Origin of the sequence: Desulfovibrio piger (assembly GCF_951793255.1) — a bacterium.
In the GTDB taxonomy this organism is placed as follows: domain Bacteria; phylum Desulfobacterota; class Desulfovibrionia; order Desulfovibrionales; family Desulfovibrionaceae; genus Desulfovibrio.
This window is the reverse complement of record NZ_OX636706.1, coordinates 1425449-1443333: the sequence shown is the minus strand read 5'-3', so window position 1 is coordinate 1443333 and position 17885 is coordinate 1425449. Positions and strand designations below refer to the sequence as shown.

Genomic DNA, 17885 nt, shown 5'->3' with positions numbered 1-17885 from the left:
CGGACGCTTGCCATACGCGGCGCTTTCCAGTAAATTTTTACCCTTCGGACAGGCCCCGCCGCGCGCGGAAGATCCGGCCTGGCCAATATCGCGGAATATATTGAGGAATGTATCATGCAAACGACCGATTTCATCTGGTTTGACGGCAAAATGGTCCCCTGGGCCGACGCCCAGGTTCACGTTCTCACCCATGCCCTGCATTACGGCAGCGCCGTTTTCGAAGGCATCCGCGCCTATGCCTGTGCTGACGGCACTTCCGCCGTTTTCCGCCTGAAGGAACACAGCCAGCGCCTACTCAATTCCGCGAAGATCCTGCGTCTGAACATTCCCTACACCGTCGACGAGATCAGCCAGGGCATCCTGGATACCCTGAAGGCCAACAAGATGAAGGAAGGCTACATCCGTCCCCTGTCCTTCGTGGGTGATGGCGAAATGGGCGTCTACCCCGGCAACAACAAGGTCCACACCATCATCGCCGTGTGGCCCTGGGGCGCCTACCTCGGCCCCGAAGCCCTGGAAATGGGCATCCGCGCCAAGACCAGCTCCTTCGCCCGCATGCACGTCAACACCCTGATGAGCAAGGCCAAGGCCGCCGGCAACTACGTGAACTCCATCCTGGCCAAGATCGAAGCCAAGGAAGACGGCTACGACGAAGCCGTGATGCTGGACACCAACGGTTTCGTTTCCGAAGCCACCGGTGAAAACATCTTCATCGTGCGTGACGGCATCATCAAGACCACGCCCTGGACCTCCATCCTGGGCGGCATCACCCGTGACTCCGTCATGAAGGTGGCCCGCGACCTGGGCTACACCGTGGAAGAACAGCAGTTCACCCGTGACGAGCTGTACATCGCCGACGAAGCCTTCTTCACCGGTACCGCCGCCGAGATCACGCCCATCCGCGAAGTGGACAACCGCACCATCGGCGCCGGCCATGCCGGTCCTGTGACCAAGCACCTGCAGAAGGAATACTTCGGCGTGGTCAAGGGCCAGAACGCCAAGTACGCCGACTGGCTGAGCCACTACACGTTCTAGCACTCTCTTCCGGCGCGCCTGTAACCTTCAGGGGGACAGGCGCGCCCTGCCGTTTTTTTCATGAAGCACCTCTCCCTCGCCGCAAAATACCGCCCCCAGACCTTTGCCCAGGTCGCCGGACAGGACATGGTCAAGGCCGTGCTCTCCCGTGCCGCCGCCGAAGACCGGGTCGCCGCCGCCTATCTGCTCAGCGGCACGCGCGGCGTGGGCAAGACCACCATCGCCCGCATCTTCGCCAAGGCCCTCAACTGCCGCCATGCGCCGGGCCCCGAGCCCTGCAACCAGTGCGACCAGTGCCGCAAGATCACTCAGGGCAGCCATGTGGACGTCACCGAGATCGACGGCGCCTCCAACAACAGTGTGGAAGACGCCCGCGCCCTGCGCGAGAACATCGGCTACGCCCCCATGGAGGGCCGCTACAAGGTCTTCATCATCGACGAAGCCCACATGCTCTCGCGCAGCGCCTTCAATGCCCTGCTCAAGACGCTGGAGGAGCCGCCCGCGCGCGTGGTCTTCATCTTCGCCACCACCGAGGCGCACAAGTTCCCCATCACCATCGTCAGCCGCTGCCAGCATTTCGTCTTCCGCCATCTGGGCGAGGACGCCCTCGTACAGCACCTTTCCCAGGTCCTGAACAAGGAGAACGTCCCCTTCGAGGAAGGCGCCGTGCGCCTCATCGCGCGCCGGGCCGCGGGCAGCGTGCGCGACAGCATGTCCCTTTTGGACCAGACCCTGGCCCTGGGCGGCGACAACCTCACCAGCGCCGTGACCCGCGAAGTGCTGGGACTGGCCGGACAGGAACTGTTCGCCGACCTCTTCGACGCCCTCCATGCCCGGGACTGCGCCGCCGTCTCCCAGCTGTGCGCCAGCCTGTTCCGCCAGGGGGTGGACATCGGATTTTTCGTGCGCGAGCTGGCCGGACATCTGCGCGACCTGTTCCTGCTGCGGCAGGGCGGCGAGGCCGTGGCGCCCACTTTGGGCCTGCCCGGCGAGGAGATCCTTTTCTGGCAGGGCCTGGCCCCGCGTTTCTCCGCCGGTCACCTGCACGCGGCCTGGCAGATGGTACTGGACGCCCAGCGCGGCATCGTGCAGAATCCCGAGCCGGCCGCAGCCCTGGAGCTGTTGCTGCTCAACCTGGCCCTGCTGCCGCAGCTGCTGCCTTTGGAGCGCATGGACAGCGTCCCGGCACCGTCCGCGCCCGTACAGGGGCATCCCGCTCACGACAGGCAGGAAGGCAGCCCCCTCCCGCCCCGGGACATGGGCCATGCCGTACCTGTCCGGGCCCCGGCGACCCGCGCCCGTGAACACGGGACCCCGGCGGAAAAGAGCGCCGCTGCCGGCAGCAGCGAACCCGCTCCCGAGCCTGCGCCCTCCCGGCAGCCCGGAAGTTGCGCCCGGCCCCAGCGGGAAATGCCCGCCGGACAGACAGCCCGTCCCGCACGAGTGACGGAAACCTCAGCCCCGAAAGCCGCCCAGCCCCGACCCGAGGCCCCGGAACATCCGGAGCATGTGGGGCCCAGCGAAGCGGGCATGATCGAAGCTGACGACATCCCGGCCGCCGCACCGGTGGAACCTGCCCGGCCCGCAGCTCCGGCCGCCCCTGTGGCACCGGCCGCGACGACGGCCCCCGTGCCTCCGGCAGCACCTGCCGTGGAGACGCGTCCGGCAGCCCCTGCGGCTGCGGAAGGCTTCCGTCCCGACTGGCAGGCCTTTTGTGATTTCTGCGCCCAGCGTCTGGAAAAGGGCGAGGCCGCGCCGCAGCTCCATCTGCTGCGCCAGTTGCGCGCCAGCTGGGAACCGGACTGCCTGCGCCTGACCCCGCGGGCCGAGACCCTGCTGCATCAGACCGAGAAGCAGCGGCCCCCGCTGGAACAGGCCCTGGCGGCCTGGGGCGCCGGGCATCTGCGCCTGGAGTTCGTGGCCCCGCGTCAGGCCCGTACCGAGGCGGAACTGATAGAAGAATTTCGGAACAGGCCCGAGATGCAGGCCTGCCTCCGTCTGCTCAACGCCAATATCGAACATTGTACCGAATCCAACCAAGGAGATACCCATGCGTAACATGAACGATATCCTGCGCCAGGCGCAGGTCATGCAGAACAAGCTGGCCAAGCTGCAGAACGAACTCAACGAACGCACCTACGAAGCCAGCAGCGGCGGCGGCATGGTCAAGGCCGTGGTCTCCGGCAAGCAGGAACTGCGCGGCCTCACCATCGACCCCAAGGCCCTGGAAGGCGGCGACGTGGAAATGCTGCAGGACCTCATCATGGCTGCCGTCAATGAAGCCGGCCGCATCGCCCGCGAGACCCTGGACCGCGAGATGAGCGCCATCTCCGGCGGCATCCGCCTTCCCGGCGTGTTCTAGGCCATGCACAGCCAGATTCCCGAACCGCTGCGCGCCCTGGTGGAACAGCTGGCGCGCCTGCCCGGGCTTGGCCCCAAGTCGGCCATGCGCGTGGCCATGACCCTGCTCAAGTGGCCCGAGGCCGAGACCCGGCGCCTGGGCAAGGGCATCCACGACCTGCGGGACAATCTGCACCTGTGTTCGCGCTGCGGCGGCCTTTCGGCCACCGATCCCTGTGACATCTGCAAGGACGAGAACCGCTCCCGGGACACGCTCTGCCTGGTCAACGAGTGGGACAGCATGCTGACCCTGGACGAAGGCGGCTTCTATCACGGCCAGTACATAATCCTCGGCGGCCTGCTGGCCCCGCTGGCCAACATGGACAGCGACAGCCTCGACCTCGACCGCCTCATCTCCCGGCTGGAGGAAGGCGAGATCCACGAGCTCATCCTGGCCCTGGGGGCCACCATCGATGCGGAGAACACGGCGTCGTTCATCAGGAACCTCGTCCGCAAGCGTTTCCCGCACATCAGGGTATCGCGTCTTGCCCAGGGCATCCCCCTGGGCGCGGAGGTCAAATACATGGACCGGGAGACATTGCGCCAGTCCCTGCAATACCGGCAGGATATCTAGCGCGTCCCGGCAATTTCCAGACGGGAAAGGGAGCCTTGCCCAAGGCGCCCTTTCTTTTTTTCATGCCCGGGAACGGCGGCGGCCCGTCCGCCCCTGTCCCGGCACGGGGATCTTCCCGCAGGGACGGCCAGCGCCGTCCCCTCCTTCCCGCACATACCGGGAAGGCGTCTTCATCACGCCGTCATGTACGCATGTCCGGCGGCTGCCGTTCCGGGGGGCGCGGCAGGCCGCAGGGATGCCGTTTTGCGGTGTGTTCCGTGGACCTTTCGCCTTACAGCCCCCCGCCGGTCATACCGACGGCCCCGGATGCCACGCCCGGCCTTTTGCCGAGAGTCTTGGCCAACGGGCACGGCCTTACGGCCGCCATCCGGTCGCGCGTTGCTGTCGATGCCCGTAATGGCCTCGCGGCCAACGGGCACGGCCTGCGGCCGCCTTCGGTCGCGCGTTGCTGTCGATGCCCGTAGTGGCCTCGCGGCCAACGGGCACGGCCTTACGGCCGCCATCCGGTCGCGCGTTGCTGCAACAGCGCGTGACACATCGGGCCCGGTCTGACCAACCAGAAGGAGAATGTTTCATGGAAGCACTTTTTGGTCATCCCATCCTGCAGTCCCTGCTTGCCGGTATCCTTTCCTGGATCTCGGTCAGTCTGGGGGCCAGTGCCATCTTCCTGCGCCGCGAGTTTTCCCGTCTGGCCATGGACTGCATGCTGGGGGCCGCCGGCGGCATGATGCTGGGCGCAGCCTTCCTGGGCCTGCTGCAGCCCGCGGCCGAGATGGCCTCCCATATGGGCCGCCTGCATTTCATCCCCATCGTCTGCGGCCTCATGGCCGGTGCCGCCTTCCTCATGGGCCTTGACCATCTCCTGCCCCATCTGCACATCCGCCAGAAGCAGCAGGAGGGCCTTTCCACCAGCTGGCGCCGCAGCGTCCTGCTGGTCACGGCCATGGCCCTGCACCACATCCCCGAAGGCCTGACCATGGGCGTGGGGTACGGCGCCGTGGCCGCGGGCAGCACCCTGCCCTCGGGCGTGGCCCTGGAGATGAGCTCCGCTTTCATGGTCACCGGTACCACCCTGCTCCAGAACCTGCCCGAAGGCCTGGTGGTGGCCACGGCCCTGAGGGCCGAAGGTTTCTCGGCCAAACGGTCCTGGCTGTGCGGCGTCTTTTCCGGCTGTACGGCCCCCATCGGCGCCATCCTCGGTGCCGTCGCCTCCCAGGTGGCGGGCAGCCTGCTGCCCTTTGCCCTGGCTGCGGCGGCAGGCGCCATGGTCTATGTGGTCATCGAAGAAGTCATCCCCGAAGCCAATGCCTCCGGCAACGGCAACGCCGCCACGGTGGCCTGCATCGGCGGTCTCTGCCTGGTCATGAGCTTCTCCAGCCTGGTGGGCTAGAACGAAGAGAAAGCCCGCAGGCCGCCGGCGTCACACCGTCGACCGGCGGGCAGGGCGTCCGGCCATACGGCCGACAGGAACCAGCCAAATCAGAACCACCCGCAAAGCGGGTGGTTTGCTCTGGCCCTGTAAGGGCCTGTTACCGGCTGCGCCTAAAGACGCTGGCTTTCACGCTGTTCAAGCCCAGTGCCCTTGCCGCCTTGGCTACCCCTTAAAGGGGTCTTGATATTCGCGTGATGTCAGCTTGTCTCTCATAATGTCGTGACGTTCCTGATCCTGGATATATTTTTTGATCGTTGCCTCATTAAGCCCCACCGTACTGACATAATATCCTTCGGCCCAAAATTTTCTGTTGCCAAACTTATATTTAAGGTTTGCGTGCTTATCGAATATCATCAACGAACTTTTCCCTTTCAGGTAGCCCATGAAATTTGCCACACTGATTTTAGGAGGAATGGACACCAGCATGTGGACATGATCCGGCATCAGATGCCCTTCCAGAATCTCAACCCCTTTATATTTGCAGAGGCATTGCAGAATTTCTTTTATACTTTCACGGAGCTGTGCGAAGATTATTTTTCTTCTATATTTTGGAGTAAAGACGATATGATACTTGCACAACCATTTCGTATGCGCTAGGCTATGAGCCTTGGTTCCCATAACAAAAACACCTTTCCGTTAATGTTGCGATGGGCTTGAACAACTTCATCGTAGCGGAAAGGTGTTTTTGTGTGTATAACGTATTGTCTCCACCCGCATAGCGGGTGGTTTTTTGTTTCGCGCCTGTCAGGCGCTCAACAGGCTAAAGCCCATAACGAAAAGGGCGCAGCTCCTTGGAGCCGCGCCCTTCTTTTTATCCTATGCTTTCAGGCAGGTATGCCCGGAAGCGGGGTCCCGGACCTAGGGATGGTTTTCAAACTTGTTCAGCAGGGGGTCCGCGCCGTTGTGGCAGGGGGTGCAGTCCATGACGCCCTTGGCCCAGTTGGCATCGTTGCCCTTGGTCTGATGGCATTCGCCACAGCCGCTCACGGCGGGCTGCACGGCGAAGGTGCCCTTGTAGTTCTTGCCCTGTTCGATCTTGGCGTTGAAGATCTCCACGGCCTTGTAGGCCACGTCGGCGGTCAGACGGCCGCAACGTTCGCTGCGGGCCTTGCTGGTGGCTTCGATCTTGTTGGCGGCACACCATTTGGACACGGAGATGTGGCAGAGCACGGAGCCGGAAGCGTTGTTGGGCAGGTCGCCCTTGACGCCCTGGGCCAGGTCGCCGGGGTTGTAGATGGGCAGTTTGGTCACTTCGTACCAGCGGTACAGCTCGTTGACCATGGGGGTGCGTTCCTTGCGGCCCCAGAACAGGGCATAGGCCGCAGCAGCACCGTACAGGGCGCCGCAGATGGTGCCCCAGTCGGAGATGCCGCCCTTGTTGGCTTCCAGCATGCTGAAGGGGAACTGGTTGTACGGGGCGCCGTATTTTTCGCCCAGCAGACCGATGATGCTGTAGAAGGCACCGTAACCACAGGCGTAGCCCTTGTACCAGTAACCTTCATAGGCCACCTTGGCGCATTCCTTGGGATCCAGCTTGTGGGGCTTCCAGCCGAATTCGCCGTTGACCTGCTCGAAGCGCTTGGCCGGAGCCGCCGCCTGGGCGATGCTGCCGCCGGTACCCACCAGGGCCGCCACGGCCCCGCCCACGGCCAGACCACCGAGGCCACACAGGCAATTGCGTCTGCTGTTGTCCATATATCCTCCTTCTTCGGCGCGTTGCGCCCTTCATGTTAGTCGTTACTTTTTTCACTACATTTTTCCAGCGGGGAAAGCAAGGCCGTATCGCATGGAACAGGGGTACTTTTCCTCCGCTCCGGTCGTGTCCCGCCCCTCGGCAAACGGCCCCGCTCCCCTGCCGGTCATGCCGTCATGAGGCGCTCCCGCCCGCCCCTCCCGGCCTAGGGACAGGGCCTGCCGCCAGTGCCGGGCGGCTGTCCTTTCATGATTGTCCATCCTCCGCGCTTCCCCTTTCCTCCCTGCCCGTATGCCGGGCCCACAGAAAAAAATTTTCATTTGCCACTGGACGAGCACGCAGAAAGACTTACTTAGAGGACGCAAGCGAAAGAGACGCCGCCAAGGCGTTCACCGATACAGTTTTTATTTCTCCGAGGAGGATCCACATATGTCCAAAATCATCGGCATCGACCTTGGGACCACCAACTCCTGTGTCTACGTCATGGAAGGCAAGGACCCCAAGTGCATCACCAATCCTGAGGGCGGCCGCACCACTCCCTCCGTGGTGGCTTTCACCGATAAGGAACGCCTGGTGGGCGAGATCGCCAAACGTCAGGCCGTGACCAACCCCAAGCGCACCATCTTCGCCATCAAGCGTCTGATGGGCCGCAAGTACGCTTCTCCTGAAGTGGACCGCTGGAAGGAGCATTCCCCCTACACCATCACCTCCGCCGCCAACAGCGACGCCGGTGTGGAAGTGGACGGCCGCACCTACACCGCTCCTGAAGTTTCGGCCATGATCCTGGCCAAGCTGAAGGCCGACGCCGAAGCTTACCTGGGCGAACCCGTGACCGAAGCCGTCATCACCGTGCCCGCCTACTTCAACGACGCCCAGCGTCAGGCCACCAAGGACGCCGGCCGCATCGCCGGTCTGGAAGTGAAGCGTATCATCAACGAACCCACGGCCGCCTCCCTGGCCTACGGTTTCGACAAGAAGGCCAACGAAAAGATCGCCGTGTTCGACCTGGGCGGCGGCACCTTCGATATCTCCATCCTGGAAGTGGGCGACAACGTGGTGGAAGTGCTCGCCACCAACGGTGACACCTTCCTGGGCGGCGAAGACTTCGACCAGCGCGTCATCAACTACCTGGTGGAAGAATTCAAGAAGGAAAACGGCATCGACCTGTCCAAGGACAGCATGGCCCTGCAGCGCCTGAAAGAAGCCGCTGAAAAGACCAAGAAGGACCTGTCCACCTCCATGGAAGCGGAAGTGAACCTGCCCTTCATCACCGCCGACCAGACCGGTCCCAAGCACCTGGTGGTCAAGCTCTCCCGCGCCAAACTGGAAGCCCTGGTCAGCGACCTGGTGGACCGCACCATCGCTCCCTGCCAGAAGGCTCTGGCCGACGCCGGTCTTTCCCCCAACCAGATCGACGAAGTCATCCTGGTGGGCGGCATGACCCGTATGCCCCTGGTGCAGAAGAAGGTGGGCGAGTTCTTCGGCAAGGATCCCAACCGTTCCGTGAACCCCGACGAAGTGGTGGCCATGGGCGCCGCCATCCAGGGCGGCATCCTGGCCGGTGACGTGAAGGATGTGCTGCTGCTGGACGTGACGCCCCTGTCCTTGGGTATCGAGACCATGGGCGGCGTGTTCACCAAGCTGATCGACCGCAACACCACCATCCCCACCCGCAAGAGCAACGTGTTCACCACGGCCGCTGACAACCAGCCCTCCGTGTCCATCCACGTGCTGCAGGGCGAACGTCCCATGGCGGCCGACAACATGACCATGGCCCGTTTCGACCTGACCGGCATCCCGCCGGCACCCCGTGGCGTGCCGCAGATCGAAGTGACCTTCGATATCGACGCCAACGGTATCGTCAACGTGTCCGCCAAGGATATGGGCACCGGCAAGGAACAGTCCATCAAGATCCAGTCCTCTTCCGGTCTGTCCGAAGAAGACATCCAGCGCCTGGTGCGTGAAGCTGAAGCCCACGCCAGCGAAGACAAGAAGAAGCAGGAGACCATCGAGGCCCGCAACCACGCCGACAGCCTGATCTACGGCACCGAAAAGTCCCTGAACGATCTGGGCGACAAGGTGGACGCCGCTGTGAAGAGCGACGTGGAAGGCAAGATCGCCGCCCTGCGCAAGACCATGGAAGGCGATGACGCCGCCGCCATCAAGGCTGCCACCGAAGAGCTGGCCAAGGCTTCCCACAAGCTGGCCGAACAGCTCTACCAGCAGCAGGCCCCCAACGGCGGTGCCCAGCAGCCCGGTGCGGGCGCCAACCCCGGCGCCGGTGCCGCCCAGGGCAACAACAACGACGATGTGGTGGACGCCGACTTCACCGAAGTGAAGAAATAATCCCCATACCCTATGCATCTCAGGGACGGCCCTTCGGGGCCGTCCCTTTTTTTATGCCCGCGGCCTCTTTTGTTCCTTGGCCGGGGGTGCTATCCTGGAGGGAACCAAGGAGTGCCTATGCGTACGCATCCCGCTTTTGTCAGGCTCCTGCATGTCCTGGCCCTGATCCTGCTCTCCGGGCTCTTCGTCCTGGGGACAGGCTGTGTGCATGACAATGACCCCTGGTATGACGACCCGCCACCGCCGCGCCATCACCGGCAACCGCCGCCACCGCCGCACAGGGCCCAGCCCGGCAAGCCTGCGCCGCCGCCCCATGTGTCTCCCCGCCCGGAACCCCGCCACGGGGACAACAAGCCCATCCCCGTCCATGACCGCCGCGACGACAGGCGGGACCATCCCCCGCGCCGCTGATCCCCTTTGCGGAAGCTCCCCGGAGCTTCCGCATTTTTCGTCTCCGGCCCCGCACAGGGCATGGAACGGGGATGGCCGCAGCCCCGCACACGGCCTGCAACAAGCCCTGCGCACACCGCCGGCCGCTGCCGGGAAACGCTTTGTCGGGACAAGGATATTTCCTGCCATGACGCATCGTTACAAAAATTTTTTTTTGCTGCATAACTTTCTGGATTTGCAGATGGTCCCCCCTTCCGGCACGCCGGAAGACCTCCATATTTGTGCCTCCCACAGGCACAGCCGCGACGCGCTCCGCTCCAATCCAATCCTTGGGCGCGTCGCGTTTTTTTGTCCCTTTCCCCTCCCCGCCTGCCTCTCTCCCGCCCCTTGCGCCACGCCGCAGAGCGGGCTATGATTCCAGACTTGCCCGGGAACGCCGCTCCTGCCCGTCCCGTGCCCGGCAGCATGTCCGTCATGCCGCCTGCCTGAGGCATGCCATCACCGGCCATCCGGTCCCGGCCCGTCCCGCGTCCGGAAACGACGCATCCTTTCAGCCCTGTACTGCCATGAAAAACAGCTGCTCGTCCCGCGTTTTTCTCCCGATCCTGCTGCTCCTGGCTCTGGCGCTCAGCGCCTGCCAGTTCTCTTCCTCCGCTCCCAGCAAGGCTCCGGCTCCCAAGCCCGCCACGCCCACGGGGCCTCACATCGCCCTGGCCCTGCCCAGCGGCGGCCCCTATGCCGGCGTAAGCGCCAAGATCCGCAACGGCGCCGAGATCGCCCTGCGTGAACTCCAGGCCGGCGGTCTGCTGGCCCAGCTGCATATGGTGGATACCAGCAAGCCCGACTGGAACGCCCAGCTTGCCGCCCTGCCCCCCAACTGCGTCATGGTGGGCGGCCCCCTGCAGGCCCCCGTCTTCAAGCAGCTCCAGACGTCCGGCATGCTGGAAAAGCGCGTCTTCTTCGCCTTCATGCCCAGCCTGCTGCCCGGTGACGAAGGCGTGCGGGCCTGGCGCTTCTTTCCCAGCCCCCAGGACCAGATCGACCGTCTGGTGAGCCTCGTCACCGAAGACCTGGGCCTGCGCACCTTTGGCGCCTTCTATCCCACGGACAACTACGGCCCCCGCATGACCGGCCTGCTGGACCAGAAGCTCACCGGCATGGGCATCACCCTGCATTCGGCCAGCTACACGCCCGGTCAGTCCAGCACCTGGAGCGGCCAGGCCGCCACGCTCATCAATCCGACCACCCAGGAGAACATCACCGCGCCCATCCCCCAGACGCAGTTCGAGGCGCTCTTCCTGCCCGACTCCTGGAAGAACATGAACCTGCTGACCACCAGCCTGATGTACAACGGCGAGGACCGCCTCGTGCTGCTGGGCACCACCCTGTGGGAGCAGGGCCTGGACGGCAAGACCGTGGCCGAGCCCGACCGCTATGCCCTGGCCGTCTTCCCCGCCGCCTGGGACGCCACGCAGGCCCCCGCCGCCCTGCGGGCCCCCGGCACCGATTTTTGGGTGGCCCTGGGCTATGACTTCGTGCGCTTTGCCGTGCGCATGGCCTTCGACAGCCGCCCCCCGGCCGCCACGGTCAATGCCCAGGCTGCCAACATGAAGATCCAGTGGGCCATGGCTCCCCTTTCCTGGGACGAAAAAGGCATCGCCCACCAGAAACTGCATCTGTTCCAGCCCGGCGCCAACGGTATGGAGCCGCTGGATCTGACCCGCTTCCGCAACATGCGTGAAGCCATCCTGCAGCGTGCCGCCCTGCGCATGCAGGGGCTGCCCACCGTGGACGAGCAGGGCAACTCCCTCATCCCGGGCCTGCCCGGCATGTCGGCCGGCCCTGCCGTGCTCAACACGCCCGCGGCCACGTCCCCGACGCCCGGTGTGGCGCCCCTGTCCACCACGCCCCAGCCGTCGTACAAACTGCGCCTTTCGCCGGCCACCACCGGCACAACCCGTACCGCCCGATAACGGTGCCCCTCAAGGTAGATCCCATGTCCGAAAACAAGAATATCAGCCAGGACGTCGTGGCCCACATGGCCCAACTGTCCCGCCTTGCCGTCAGTGACGAGGAAAAGGCCCTCTTTGCCCGCCAGTTCGGCGACATCCTCGCCTATATGGATGTGCTGGCCCAGGTGGACACCAGCGCCGTGGAACCCCTCTACAGCCCCGTGAGCCATGCCACCCCCATGCGCGACGACCAGCCCGAGCGCAAGCGTCGCCGTGAGGATGTGCTGGGCAACGCTCCCGAACATGATGAAGACTATTTCATCGTGCCGCGCATCGTCTAAAGGAGACGCATCATGAACGAGATCTGCTCGCTGAACCTGACCGCGCTGGCCGATGCCCTGCAAAAGAAAGAGATCGGTGCCGAAGAAGCCACCCGCGCCTGCCTCGACCGCATCGCCGCCACTGAAGAACGCGTGGGCGCCCTGCTCCATGTGGATGCCGAAGGCGCTCTGGCCCGTGCCCGCCAGCTGGACGCCCAGGGCCCCGACGCCTCCCAGCCCCTCTGGGGCGTGCCCGTCACCGTCAAGGACGCCCTGTCCACCCAGGGCATGCCCACCACCGCCGGTTCCCGCATCCTCGAAGGCTACATGCCCGTGTACGACGCCTTTGCCGTGCAGCGCCTGCGTGAGGCCGGTGCCGTGATCCTGGGCAAGAACAACCTCGACGAGTTCGCCATGGGCTCCACCACGGAGAATTCCGCCTACAAGACCACGCACAACCCCTGGGATCTCCAGCGCGTGCCCGGCGGCTCCAGCGGCGGTTCCGCCGCATCCGTGGCCGCCTGCCAGTGCTTCGCCTCCCTGGGCTCCGATACCGGCGGCTCCATCCGCCAGCCCGCCAGCCTGTGCGGCTGCACCGGCATCAAGCCCACCTACGGCCGCGTGTCCCGTTACGGCCTCATCGCCTACGGCTCCTCCCTGGACCAGATAGGTCCCCTGGGCCGCAGCGTGGCCGACTGCGCCCGCGTGCTGGGCGTCATCGCCGGTCATGACCAGCGCGACGCCACCTGCGATCCCCGCCCCGTGGACGACTATGACGCCGCTGCCGCCGCGCCTTCCCTCAAGGGCGCCCGCCTGGGCCTGCCCAAGGAATTCTATGCCGAAGGTCTGGCCCCCGAAGTGCGCGCCGTGTGCGAAAAAGCCATCGAAACGGCCCGCGCCGAAGGTGCCGAGATCGTGGAAGTGAGCCTGCCGCATACCAATGCGGCCATCGCCACCTACTACATCATCGCCATGGCCGAAGCGAGCTCCAACCTGGCCCGCTTCGACGGCGTGCGCTACGGCCATCGTGCCGCCGACGTCAAGCAGCTGGCCGAGCTCTATGTGCGCTCGCGCAGCGAAGGCTTCGGCCAGGAAGTCAAGCGCCGCATCCTGCTGGGCACCTATGTGCTCTCCTCCGGTTACTACGACGCCTACTTCCGCAAGGCCGCCCAGGTCCGCCGCCTTATCCGCGACGAATACCTGGCCGCCCTCGAACAGTGCGACGCCCTGCTGGCCCCCGTCTCCCCCGTCACGGCCTGGGAAATGGGCTGCCACAGCGCCGATCCGCTGCAGATGTACCTCATGGACGCCTACACCCTGTCCCTGAACCTGGCCGGTCTGCCCGGCCTGTCCCTGCCCGTGGGCATGGCCGCCGAAAGCAGGATGCCCGTGGGCATGCAGCTCATCGGCAAGGCCTTTGACGAAGCCGGCCTCTTCCGCCTGGGTGCCGGTCTCGAAGCCGCCCTGCCCGGCATCGGTCTGGCACAGCTGTAGGTCGTAACGTCAGACTCAAAGGGAAAGCTGAGGGGGAGGGAAACCTTTTCGGGGAAAAGGTCCTCCCTCCAGCCAGCTCTCGATGCCCGTAACTTCCTTCGTCGTAACGGGCACGGCCCTGCGGGCCGCCCCTGGCCGGCCTTTCCCCCTCCCTTCCAAAACCTTTTCTTCCGATCTGCATGCAGGTCCCCGTCTTCGGATGAAGGACCGCCAGACGAGAGGAGCCCGGTCAGGAACTGACCGGGCTCTTCTCGTTTAAACCTCCTTTTTGCAAGAAACAGGGACACTCCGCGTCTCCTGCCCCTGGACTGCCGCCCCCGACTGCCCCAAGTGGATGCCATGGTACACAGTGGAGGAAACACGGCCTACCAGTCCCCACCCTGCCAATGCAAAAGCGCCCGGTCGTTGTGACCGGGCGCTTTTTATGCCTGAGCAAGGCCAATCGTGCCGTCCTCCATCCTCTCCGGGGGACTGCCATCTTTTTTCCGCCTGTGGCGTTACGCCACCTGCCGGGGACCAGAGCAAAAGTTTTGGGAAGGGAGAGGGGAGCATGAGGGGAGAGGGAGGACCCTTTTCCAAAAGGGTCTCCCTCTCCCCTCAGCAAACGTTTTCTTCAACCATCCTGCCTAGGACTTTTTGAGCATGATATCCAGGATGACCTTGTCGGCCTCCTTCATGCCCGTGGAGCCCAGACGGCCCAGGTTGGCGATGCAGACTTCGATATCGTCATCGGTGATGCCTTCGTTGCCGGGCACCACGGAGCCGTCCAGGGCCAGCATGACGGCCTGGATGCCCGCGCCCACGGCGGTGGCCACCTTGAGGGCGCAGCTGCTCTTGGCGCCGTCGCAGATCATGCCCGCCACGTTGCCCACCATGTTGCGGATGGTGCGTTCCATGACCGCCAGATCGCCGTCCAGCAGCAGGGCGATACCGCAACCGGCGGCCGTGGCGGCCACCATGGCGCCGCAATGGGCGGACAGGCGACCCAGATGGTGCTTGATGTGGATGGAGGTGAGGTGGCTCATCATCAGGGCGCGGGCCAGATCCTCGTTGCTGCTTTCCTGCCGGATGGCGCAGGCCACCACGGGCATGGTGCAGGTGATGCCCTGATTGCCGCTGCCCGAATTGCTCATGACGGGCATCATGACCCCGGCCATGCGGGCGTCGGCCGCTGCGGCGGTCAGACGGATGGCGAAGGTGGGCAGGTCATCGGAAAGGATGTGCTTGCGCACCCGAGCATCCATGGATTTGCCCACGCCCAGACCGTACTGGCTGGAAAGGCCTTCCTCGGCCACCTGACGGTTCATGCGCGCGGCTTCAAGGATGAAGCTGATCTCTTCCAGCGGCGCGGTGGTGGCGAATTCGTAGACCCGGGCCAGGGTCAGGGGCCAGTCGGCGGGCGCAGCCTCGTTGGCTTCCGCAGGCATATGGTCTTCCACCAGGGCGCCGTCCTGCCAGACACGGGTGATGTTGTCATGGCTGTCACGCAGCTCGGCGGCGGCGCTGTGCCCGTCGGCATGGGCCGTGACCAGGCAGTACAGCAGCAGGTCGTTGTCCGGCAGGTGCAGTTCCACGGCGTCGGCGGCCACCATGGCCCGGGCGGCTTCGGCCTGCGCGGGATCGAGCGAGGCCAGGCACTCCAGGCCAAGGGCGCTCTTCCCGCCCAGGGCACCGGCAGCGGCGGCGATGGCCAGGCCCATCTCGCCCGTGCCGGGGACCATGACGCCCATGCCGTTCTTGAGCAGATTGGCGCTGACGGCCACGTCCAGGCGTTCCGGCTTCCGGCCCAGCGCCTCGGCGGCACGGGCCGCGGTCAGCGCCACGGCGATGGGTTCGGTGCAGCCCAGGGCGGGCACCACTTCCTGATGCAGCAGGGCCAGGATGGCCTGCCTGTCGGCAAGAGACAGACTCATGCATTCTCCGGGCCTGAGGCCCACGATGTAGAAGGTTGGAGCAAGGAACGGGAGACAGGCTCCCGGGGATAGCGGGCGGATGCCCTTTTCGGCAACGGTACGACGCGGACAGCGGGGCGCCACTTTCGGCGGACACCCGTTCAGGGATCCCGGCAAGGCAGGGGACGCACGGGCAGCCACGAAGGGGAAAAGACTGCCGGAGAGGGCACAACAAGACGGGAAAGGCCCGGAGACAGGGGCCGGAGCGTACCTGCCGCCGGGCCCCTCCCCGTCAAACGATCGAAACTGAAACGGCTAGACCTTTTCCGCCGGGGCCACGTCCTGCAACGGCCCAAGTTCGCCATTGCGGTTGAACAGGCCTTCCAGCATCAGGGTCAGGGCGCCGTCGCCGGTCACGTTGCAGGCCGTGCCGAAGCTGTCCTGCAGGGCAAAGATGGCGATGAGCAGGGCCACACCATTGGGGTCGAAGCCCAACACGCCGGTCACGATGCCCAGCGAGGCCACCACGGTACCACCGGGCACGCCGGGGGCACCCACGGCAAAGATGCCCAGCAGCACGCAGAAGAGCAGCATGGTGCCCACGGAAGGCAGGGAACCGTACAGCATCAGGCTGATGGTCATGACAAAGAAGGTCTCGGTCAGCACGGAACCGCACAGATGCACGGTGGCGCCCAGGGGCACCATGAATTCCACCATGGTGCGGCTGAGGACGGAGGACTTGCGGGCGCATTCCAGGGCCACGGGCAGGGTGGCGGCGCTGGACATGGTGCCCACGGCGGTCAGATAGGCAGGCGCGTAATGACGGAAGACCTGCGAGGGATTGCGGCCGGACAGGGCGCCGCCGATGCCGTAGAGCACGGCCAGCCAGATGAAGTGGCCCACGATGACGATGAGCACCATCATGATGAACACGGGCAGGTGGCGGCTGAGGGAGCCCTCATAGGCCAGGCCCAGGAAGGACAGGCCCACGAAGAAAGGCAGGATGGGGATCATGATGCGGTTGACCAGGGCGGTCATGATGCGTTCCATCTCGCAGAAGATCTTGCCCAGGGTCTCGGACTTGGTCCAGACGATGGCCACGCCCATGGTCAGGGCCAGCACCAGGGCGCTCATGACGCTGAACAGCGGCGGGATGTCCAGACGGAAGACCATCTCGGGCAGGGAGCGCAGGGTCTCGGTGCTGGTGGCGATGGAGAGGTTGGGGATGATGCAGTAGCCGGAGATCATGGAGAACAGGGCCGCGCCCAGCGAGGAGACGTAGGCCAGGGCCACGGCCACCAGCAGGATCTTGCTGGCGTTCTGGCCCAGACGCACGATGGCGGGGGTGATGAAGCCCACGATGACCAGGGGCACCAGGAAGAAGATGATCTGGCCGAAGATATGGCGCAGGGAGACCACCACGTCCATGACGTGCTTCAGGGAGCCTTCGGCGTTCTCGCCGATGTACAGACCAAGCAGGGCGCCGATGATGATGCCGCCCAACAGTTTGAGAATAAGGGAAAAATCGCCGACCTTAGCAGCCATCCTGCACCTCCGGGGGGTTAAGATACGCAAACCATAGACACCGTGGCTACCGTAGCGCAGGCCAGAGGCTTTTGCAATGTGCCGTGCCGCATGGCCTGCTTTCCCCGACAAAAAAGGAGGCCTACAAAGCAGACCTCCTGCGGATTCCTTAACCGGAAAAAGACAGTGCCCTAGCGGGGACGGGGACCGTCAGGCCGATGATCGGGCCGCGGGCCGCCGGGACGCGGGCCGGGGCGGGGACCATCATGGCGCGGGCCGCGTCCGTCATGGATGCCGGGGCGGGGGCCGGGACGGTCACCGGGGCGATGATAGCCCGGGCGCGGGCCGTCGGGGCGAGGACCGGGACGGTGGTAACCCGGACGAGGACCGGGGCGGTCACCGGGACGGTGATAGCCGGGACGGGGGCCAGGACGGTCGCCGGGGCGATGGTACCCGGGGCGAGGTCCGGGAGGGGGCCCCTTTTTGTAGTGTCCCTTGGGACGGGGCTTGTCCTTGTACCAGCCTTCATGGCGGCCGTTGTCGTTGCGGGCCACCAGGGTCCCGGGCAATACGCCCATGTGATCCACATGATCCGCGACCACGGGCATCCCGTCAGCGACATGCTGCGCGGCCTGTCCTTCATCCGCAAAAGCGAACGTAGCCATACAGGCCAGGGCCAGGGCCGGCAGCAACAGACGAAAGTTCTTTGCGCTCATGGCAAAACTCCTTGCGAGTCGGGGACTGCCCGTTGCGGGCAGATTTGCCCCACATTTCCCGCATAGCATTCCCGTAGGAACGGAGCAAGGCTAAATATTTTTACAGGTAGCGGAAAA

15 protein-coding genes are annotated in these 17885 nt (G+C 64.7%); 10 read left to right on the top strand and 5 right to left on the bottom strand.

Annotation, left to right across the window (positions count from 1 at the left end):
- Positions 1-114: 114 nt before the first annotated feature.
- The 5 genes from Q4I12_RS06475 (at position 115) to Q4I12_RS06455 (ending at position 5399) form a co-directional block, all read left to right on the top strand.
- A complete protein-coding gene (locus tag Q4I12_RS06475; RefSeq protein WP_006007938.1) occupies positions 115-1035 on the top strand; it encodes a branched-chain amino acid transaminase in 921 nt (306 codons plus the stop codon).
- A 60-nt stretch (positions 1036-1095) separates the two neighbouring features.
- Positions 1096-3093 (top strand): DNA polymerase III subunit gamma/tau, encoded by a 1998-nt coding sequence (dnaX, locus tag Q4I12_RS06470; RefSeq protein WP_297158625.1) that lies wholly within the window; start codon positions 1096-1098, stop codon positions 3091-3093.
- The gene (locus Q4I12_RS06465; RefSeq protein ID WP_006007936.1) at positions 3086-3397 is read left to right on the top strand and encodes a YbaB/EbfC family nucleoid-associated protein; all 312 of its coding nucleotides are present in this window, start codon (positions 3086-3088) and stop codon (positions 3395-3397) included. The genes dnaX and Q4I12_RS06465 overlap by 8 nt, the downstream gene beginning before the upstream one ends.
- A 3-nt stretch (positions 3398-3400) precedes the next feature.
- The gene (gene recR / locus Q4I12_RS06460) at positions 3401-4009 is read left to right on the top strand and encodes a recombination mediator RecR (RefSeq protein WP_302261093.1); all 609 of its coding nucleotides are present in this window, start codon (positions 3401-3403) and stop codon (positions 4007-4009) included.
- A gap of 574 nt (positions 4010-4583) precedes the next feature.
- Positions 4584-5399: a ZIP family metal transporter gene (locus tag Q4I12_RS06455; protein ID WP_168936080.1), complete on the top strand. Its 816-nt coding sequence runs from the start codon at positions 4584-4586 to the stop codon at positions 5397-5399.
- Positions 5400-5603: 204 nt separating this feature from the next.
- Here the strand turns inward: Q4I12_RS06455 and tnpA are convergent, their stop codons facing one another.
- Both tnpA and Q4I12_RS06445 read right to left on the bottom strand, forming a co-directional pair.
- Positions 5604-6059 carry an IS200/IS605 family transposase gene (gene tnpA / locus Q4I12_RS06450; RefSeq protein ID WP_072333439.1) on the bottom strand — a complete coding sequence of 152 codons (456 nt, stop codon included), beginning with the start codon at positions 6057-6059 and terminating at the stop codon, positions 5604-5606.
- A 240-nt stretch (positions 6060-6299) separates the two neighbouring features.
- On the bottom strand, positions 6300-7136 hold the full coding sequence (locus Q4I12_RS06445; protein ID WP_302261090.1) for a split-Soret cytochrome c: 837 nt from the start codon (positions 7134-7136) through the stop codon (positions 6300-6302).
- 427 nt (positions 7137-7563) lie between these two features.
- Here Q4I12_RS06445 and dnaK point away from each other — a divergent pair, with 427 nt between their 5' ends.
- The 5 genes from dnaK to gatA all read left to right on the top strand — a co-directional run bounded on the left by dnaK (position 7564) and on the right by gatA (position 13636).
- Positions 7564-9480, top strand: a complete 1917-nt coding sequence (gene dnaK, locus Q4I12_RS06440; RefSeq protein WP_168936166.1) for a molecular chaperone DnaK — start codon at positions 7564-7566, stop codon at positions 9478-9480.
- A 117-nt stretch (positions 9481-9597) separates the two neighbouring features.
- Positions 9598-9891 carry a hypothetical protein gene (locus Q4I12_RS06435; RefSeq protein WP_302261088.1) on the top strand — a complete coding sequence of 98 codons (294 nt, stop codon included), beginning with the start codon at positions 9598-9600 and terminating at the stop codon, positions 9889-9891.
- Positions 9892-10436: 545 nt separating this feature from the next.
- Positions 10437-11843, top strand: a complete 1407-nt coding sequence (locus Q4I12_RS06430) for a type 1 periplasmic-binding domain-containing protein (protein ID WP_302261087.1) — start codon at positions 10437-10439, stop codon at positions 11841-11843.
- Between the two features lie 23 nt (positions 11844-11866).
- A complete protein-coding gene (gene gatC / locus Q4I12_RS06425; protein ID WP_006007921.1) occupies positions 11867-12163 on the top strand; it encodes an Asp-tRNA(Asn)/Glu-tRNA(Gln) amidotransferase subunit GatC in 297 nt (98 codons plus the stop codon).
- 12 nt (positions 12164-12175) lie between these two features.
- Positions 12176-13636 carry an Asp-tRNA(Asn)/Glu-tRNA(Gln) amidotransferase subunit GatA gene (gene gatA / locus Q4I12_RS06420; protein WP_168936169.1) on the top strand — a complete coding sequence of 487 codons (1461 nt, stop codon included), beginning with the start codon at positions 12176-12178 and terminating at the stop codon, positions 13634-13636.
- A 626-nt stretch (positions 13637-14262) separates the two neighbouring features.
- Here the strand turns inward: gatA and Q4I12_RS06415 are convergent.
- From Q4I12_RS06415 to Q4I12_RS06405, 3 genes are all read right to left on the bottom strand, one after another.
- Positions 14263-15549 carry an L-cysteine desulfidase family protein gene (locus Q4I12_RS06415; RefSeq protein ID WP_204625534.1) on the bottom strand — a complete coding sequence of 429 codons (1287 nt, stop codon included), beginning with the start codon at positions 15547-15549 and terminating at the stop codon, positions 14263-14265.
- 294 nt (positions 15550-15843) lie between these two features.
- On the bottom strand, positions 15844-17073 hold the full coding sequence (locus tag Q4I12_RS06410) for a dicarboxylate/amino acid:cation symporter (protein ID WP_204625533.1): 1230 nt from the start codon (positions 17071-17073) through the stop codon (positions 15844-15846).
- A 170-nt stretch (positions 17074-17243) separates the two neighbouring features.
- Positions 17244-17768 carry a hypothetical protein gene (locus tag Q4I12_RS06405; protein ID WP_168936164.1) on the bottom strand — a complete coding sequence of 175 codons (525 nt, stop codon included), beginning with the start codon at positions 17766-17768 and terminating at the stop codon, positions 17244-17246.
- Positions 17769-17885: the final 117 nt, after the last annotated feature.

Excerpts from the sequence above, each read along its gene's own strand:
- Q4I12_RS06445 (WP_302261090.1), bottom strand. The coding sequence starts at position 7,136 with ATGGACAACAGCAGACGCAATTGCCTGTGTGGCCTCGGTGGTCTGGCC.
- gatC (WP_006007921.1), top strand. The coding sequence starts at position 11,867 with ATGTCCGAAAACAAGAATATCAGCCAGGACGTCGTGGCCCACATGGCC.
- Q4I12_RS06410 (WP_204625533.1), bottom strand. The coding sequence starts at position 17,073 with ATGGCTGCTAAGGTCGGCGATTTTTCCCTTATTCTCAAACTGTTGGGC.
- Q4I12_RS06415 (WP_204625534.1), bottom strand. The coding sequence starts at position 15,549 with ATGAGTCTGTCTCTTGCCGACAGGCAGGCCATCCTGGCCCTGCTGCAT.
- dnaK (WP_168936166.1), top strand. The coding sequence starts at position 7,564 with ATGTCCAAAATCATCGGCATCGACCTTGGGACCACCAACTCCTGTGTC.
- Q4I12_RS06455 (WP_168936080.1), top strand. The coding sequence starts at position 4,584 with ATGGAAGCACTTTTTGGTCATCCCATCCTGCAGTCCCTGCTTGCCGGT.
- tnpA (WP_072333439.1), bottom strand. The coding sequence starts at position 6,059 with ATGGGAACCAAGGCTCATAGCCTAGCGCATACGAAATGGTTGTGCAAG.
- Q4I12_RS06475 (WP_006007938.1), top strand. The coding sequence starts at position 115 with ATGCAAACGACCGATTTCATCTGGTTTGACGGCAAAATGGTCCCCTGG.
- Q4I12_RS06405 (WP_168936164.1), bottom strand. The coding sequence starts at position 17,768 with ATGAGCGCAAAGAACTTTCGTCTGTTGCTGCCGGCCCTGGCCCTGGCC.
- dnaX (WP_297158625.1), top strand. The coding sequence starts at position 1,096 with ATGAAGCACCTCTCCCTCGCCGCAAAATACCGCCCCCAGACCTTTGCC.
- Q4I12_RS06435 (WP_302261088.1), top strand. The coding sequence starts at position 9,598 with ATGCGTACGCATCCCGCTTTTGTCAGGCTCCTGCATGTCCTGGCCCTG.
- Q4I12_RS06430 (WP_302261087.1), top strand. The coding sequence starts at position 10,437 with ATGAAAAACAGCTGCTCGTCCCGCGTTTTTCTCCCGATCCTGCTGCTC.
- gatA (WP_168936169.1), top strand. The coding sequence starts at position 12,176 with ATGAACGAGATCTGCTCGCTGAACCTGACCGCGCTGGCCGATGCCCTG.
- Q4I12_RS06465 (WP_006007936.1), top strand. The coding sequence starts at position 3,086 with ATGCGTAACATGAACGATATCCTGCGCCAGGCGCAGGTCATGCAGAAC.
- recR (WP_302261093.1), top strand. The coding sequence starts at position 3,401 with ATGCACAGCCAGATTCCCGAACCGCTGCGCGCCCTGGTGGAACAGCTG.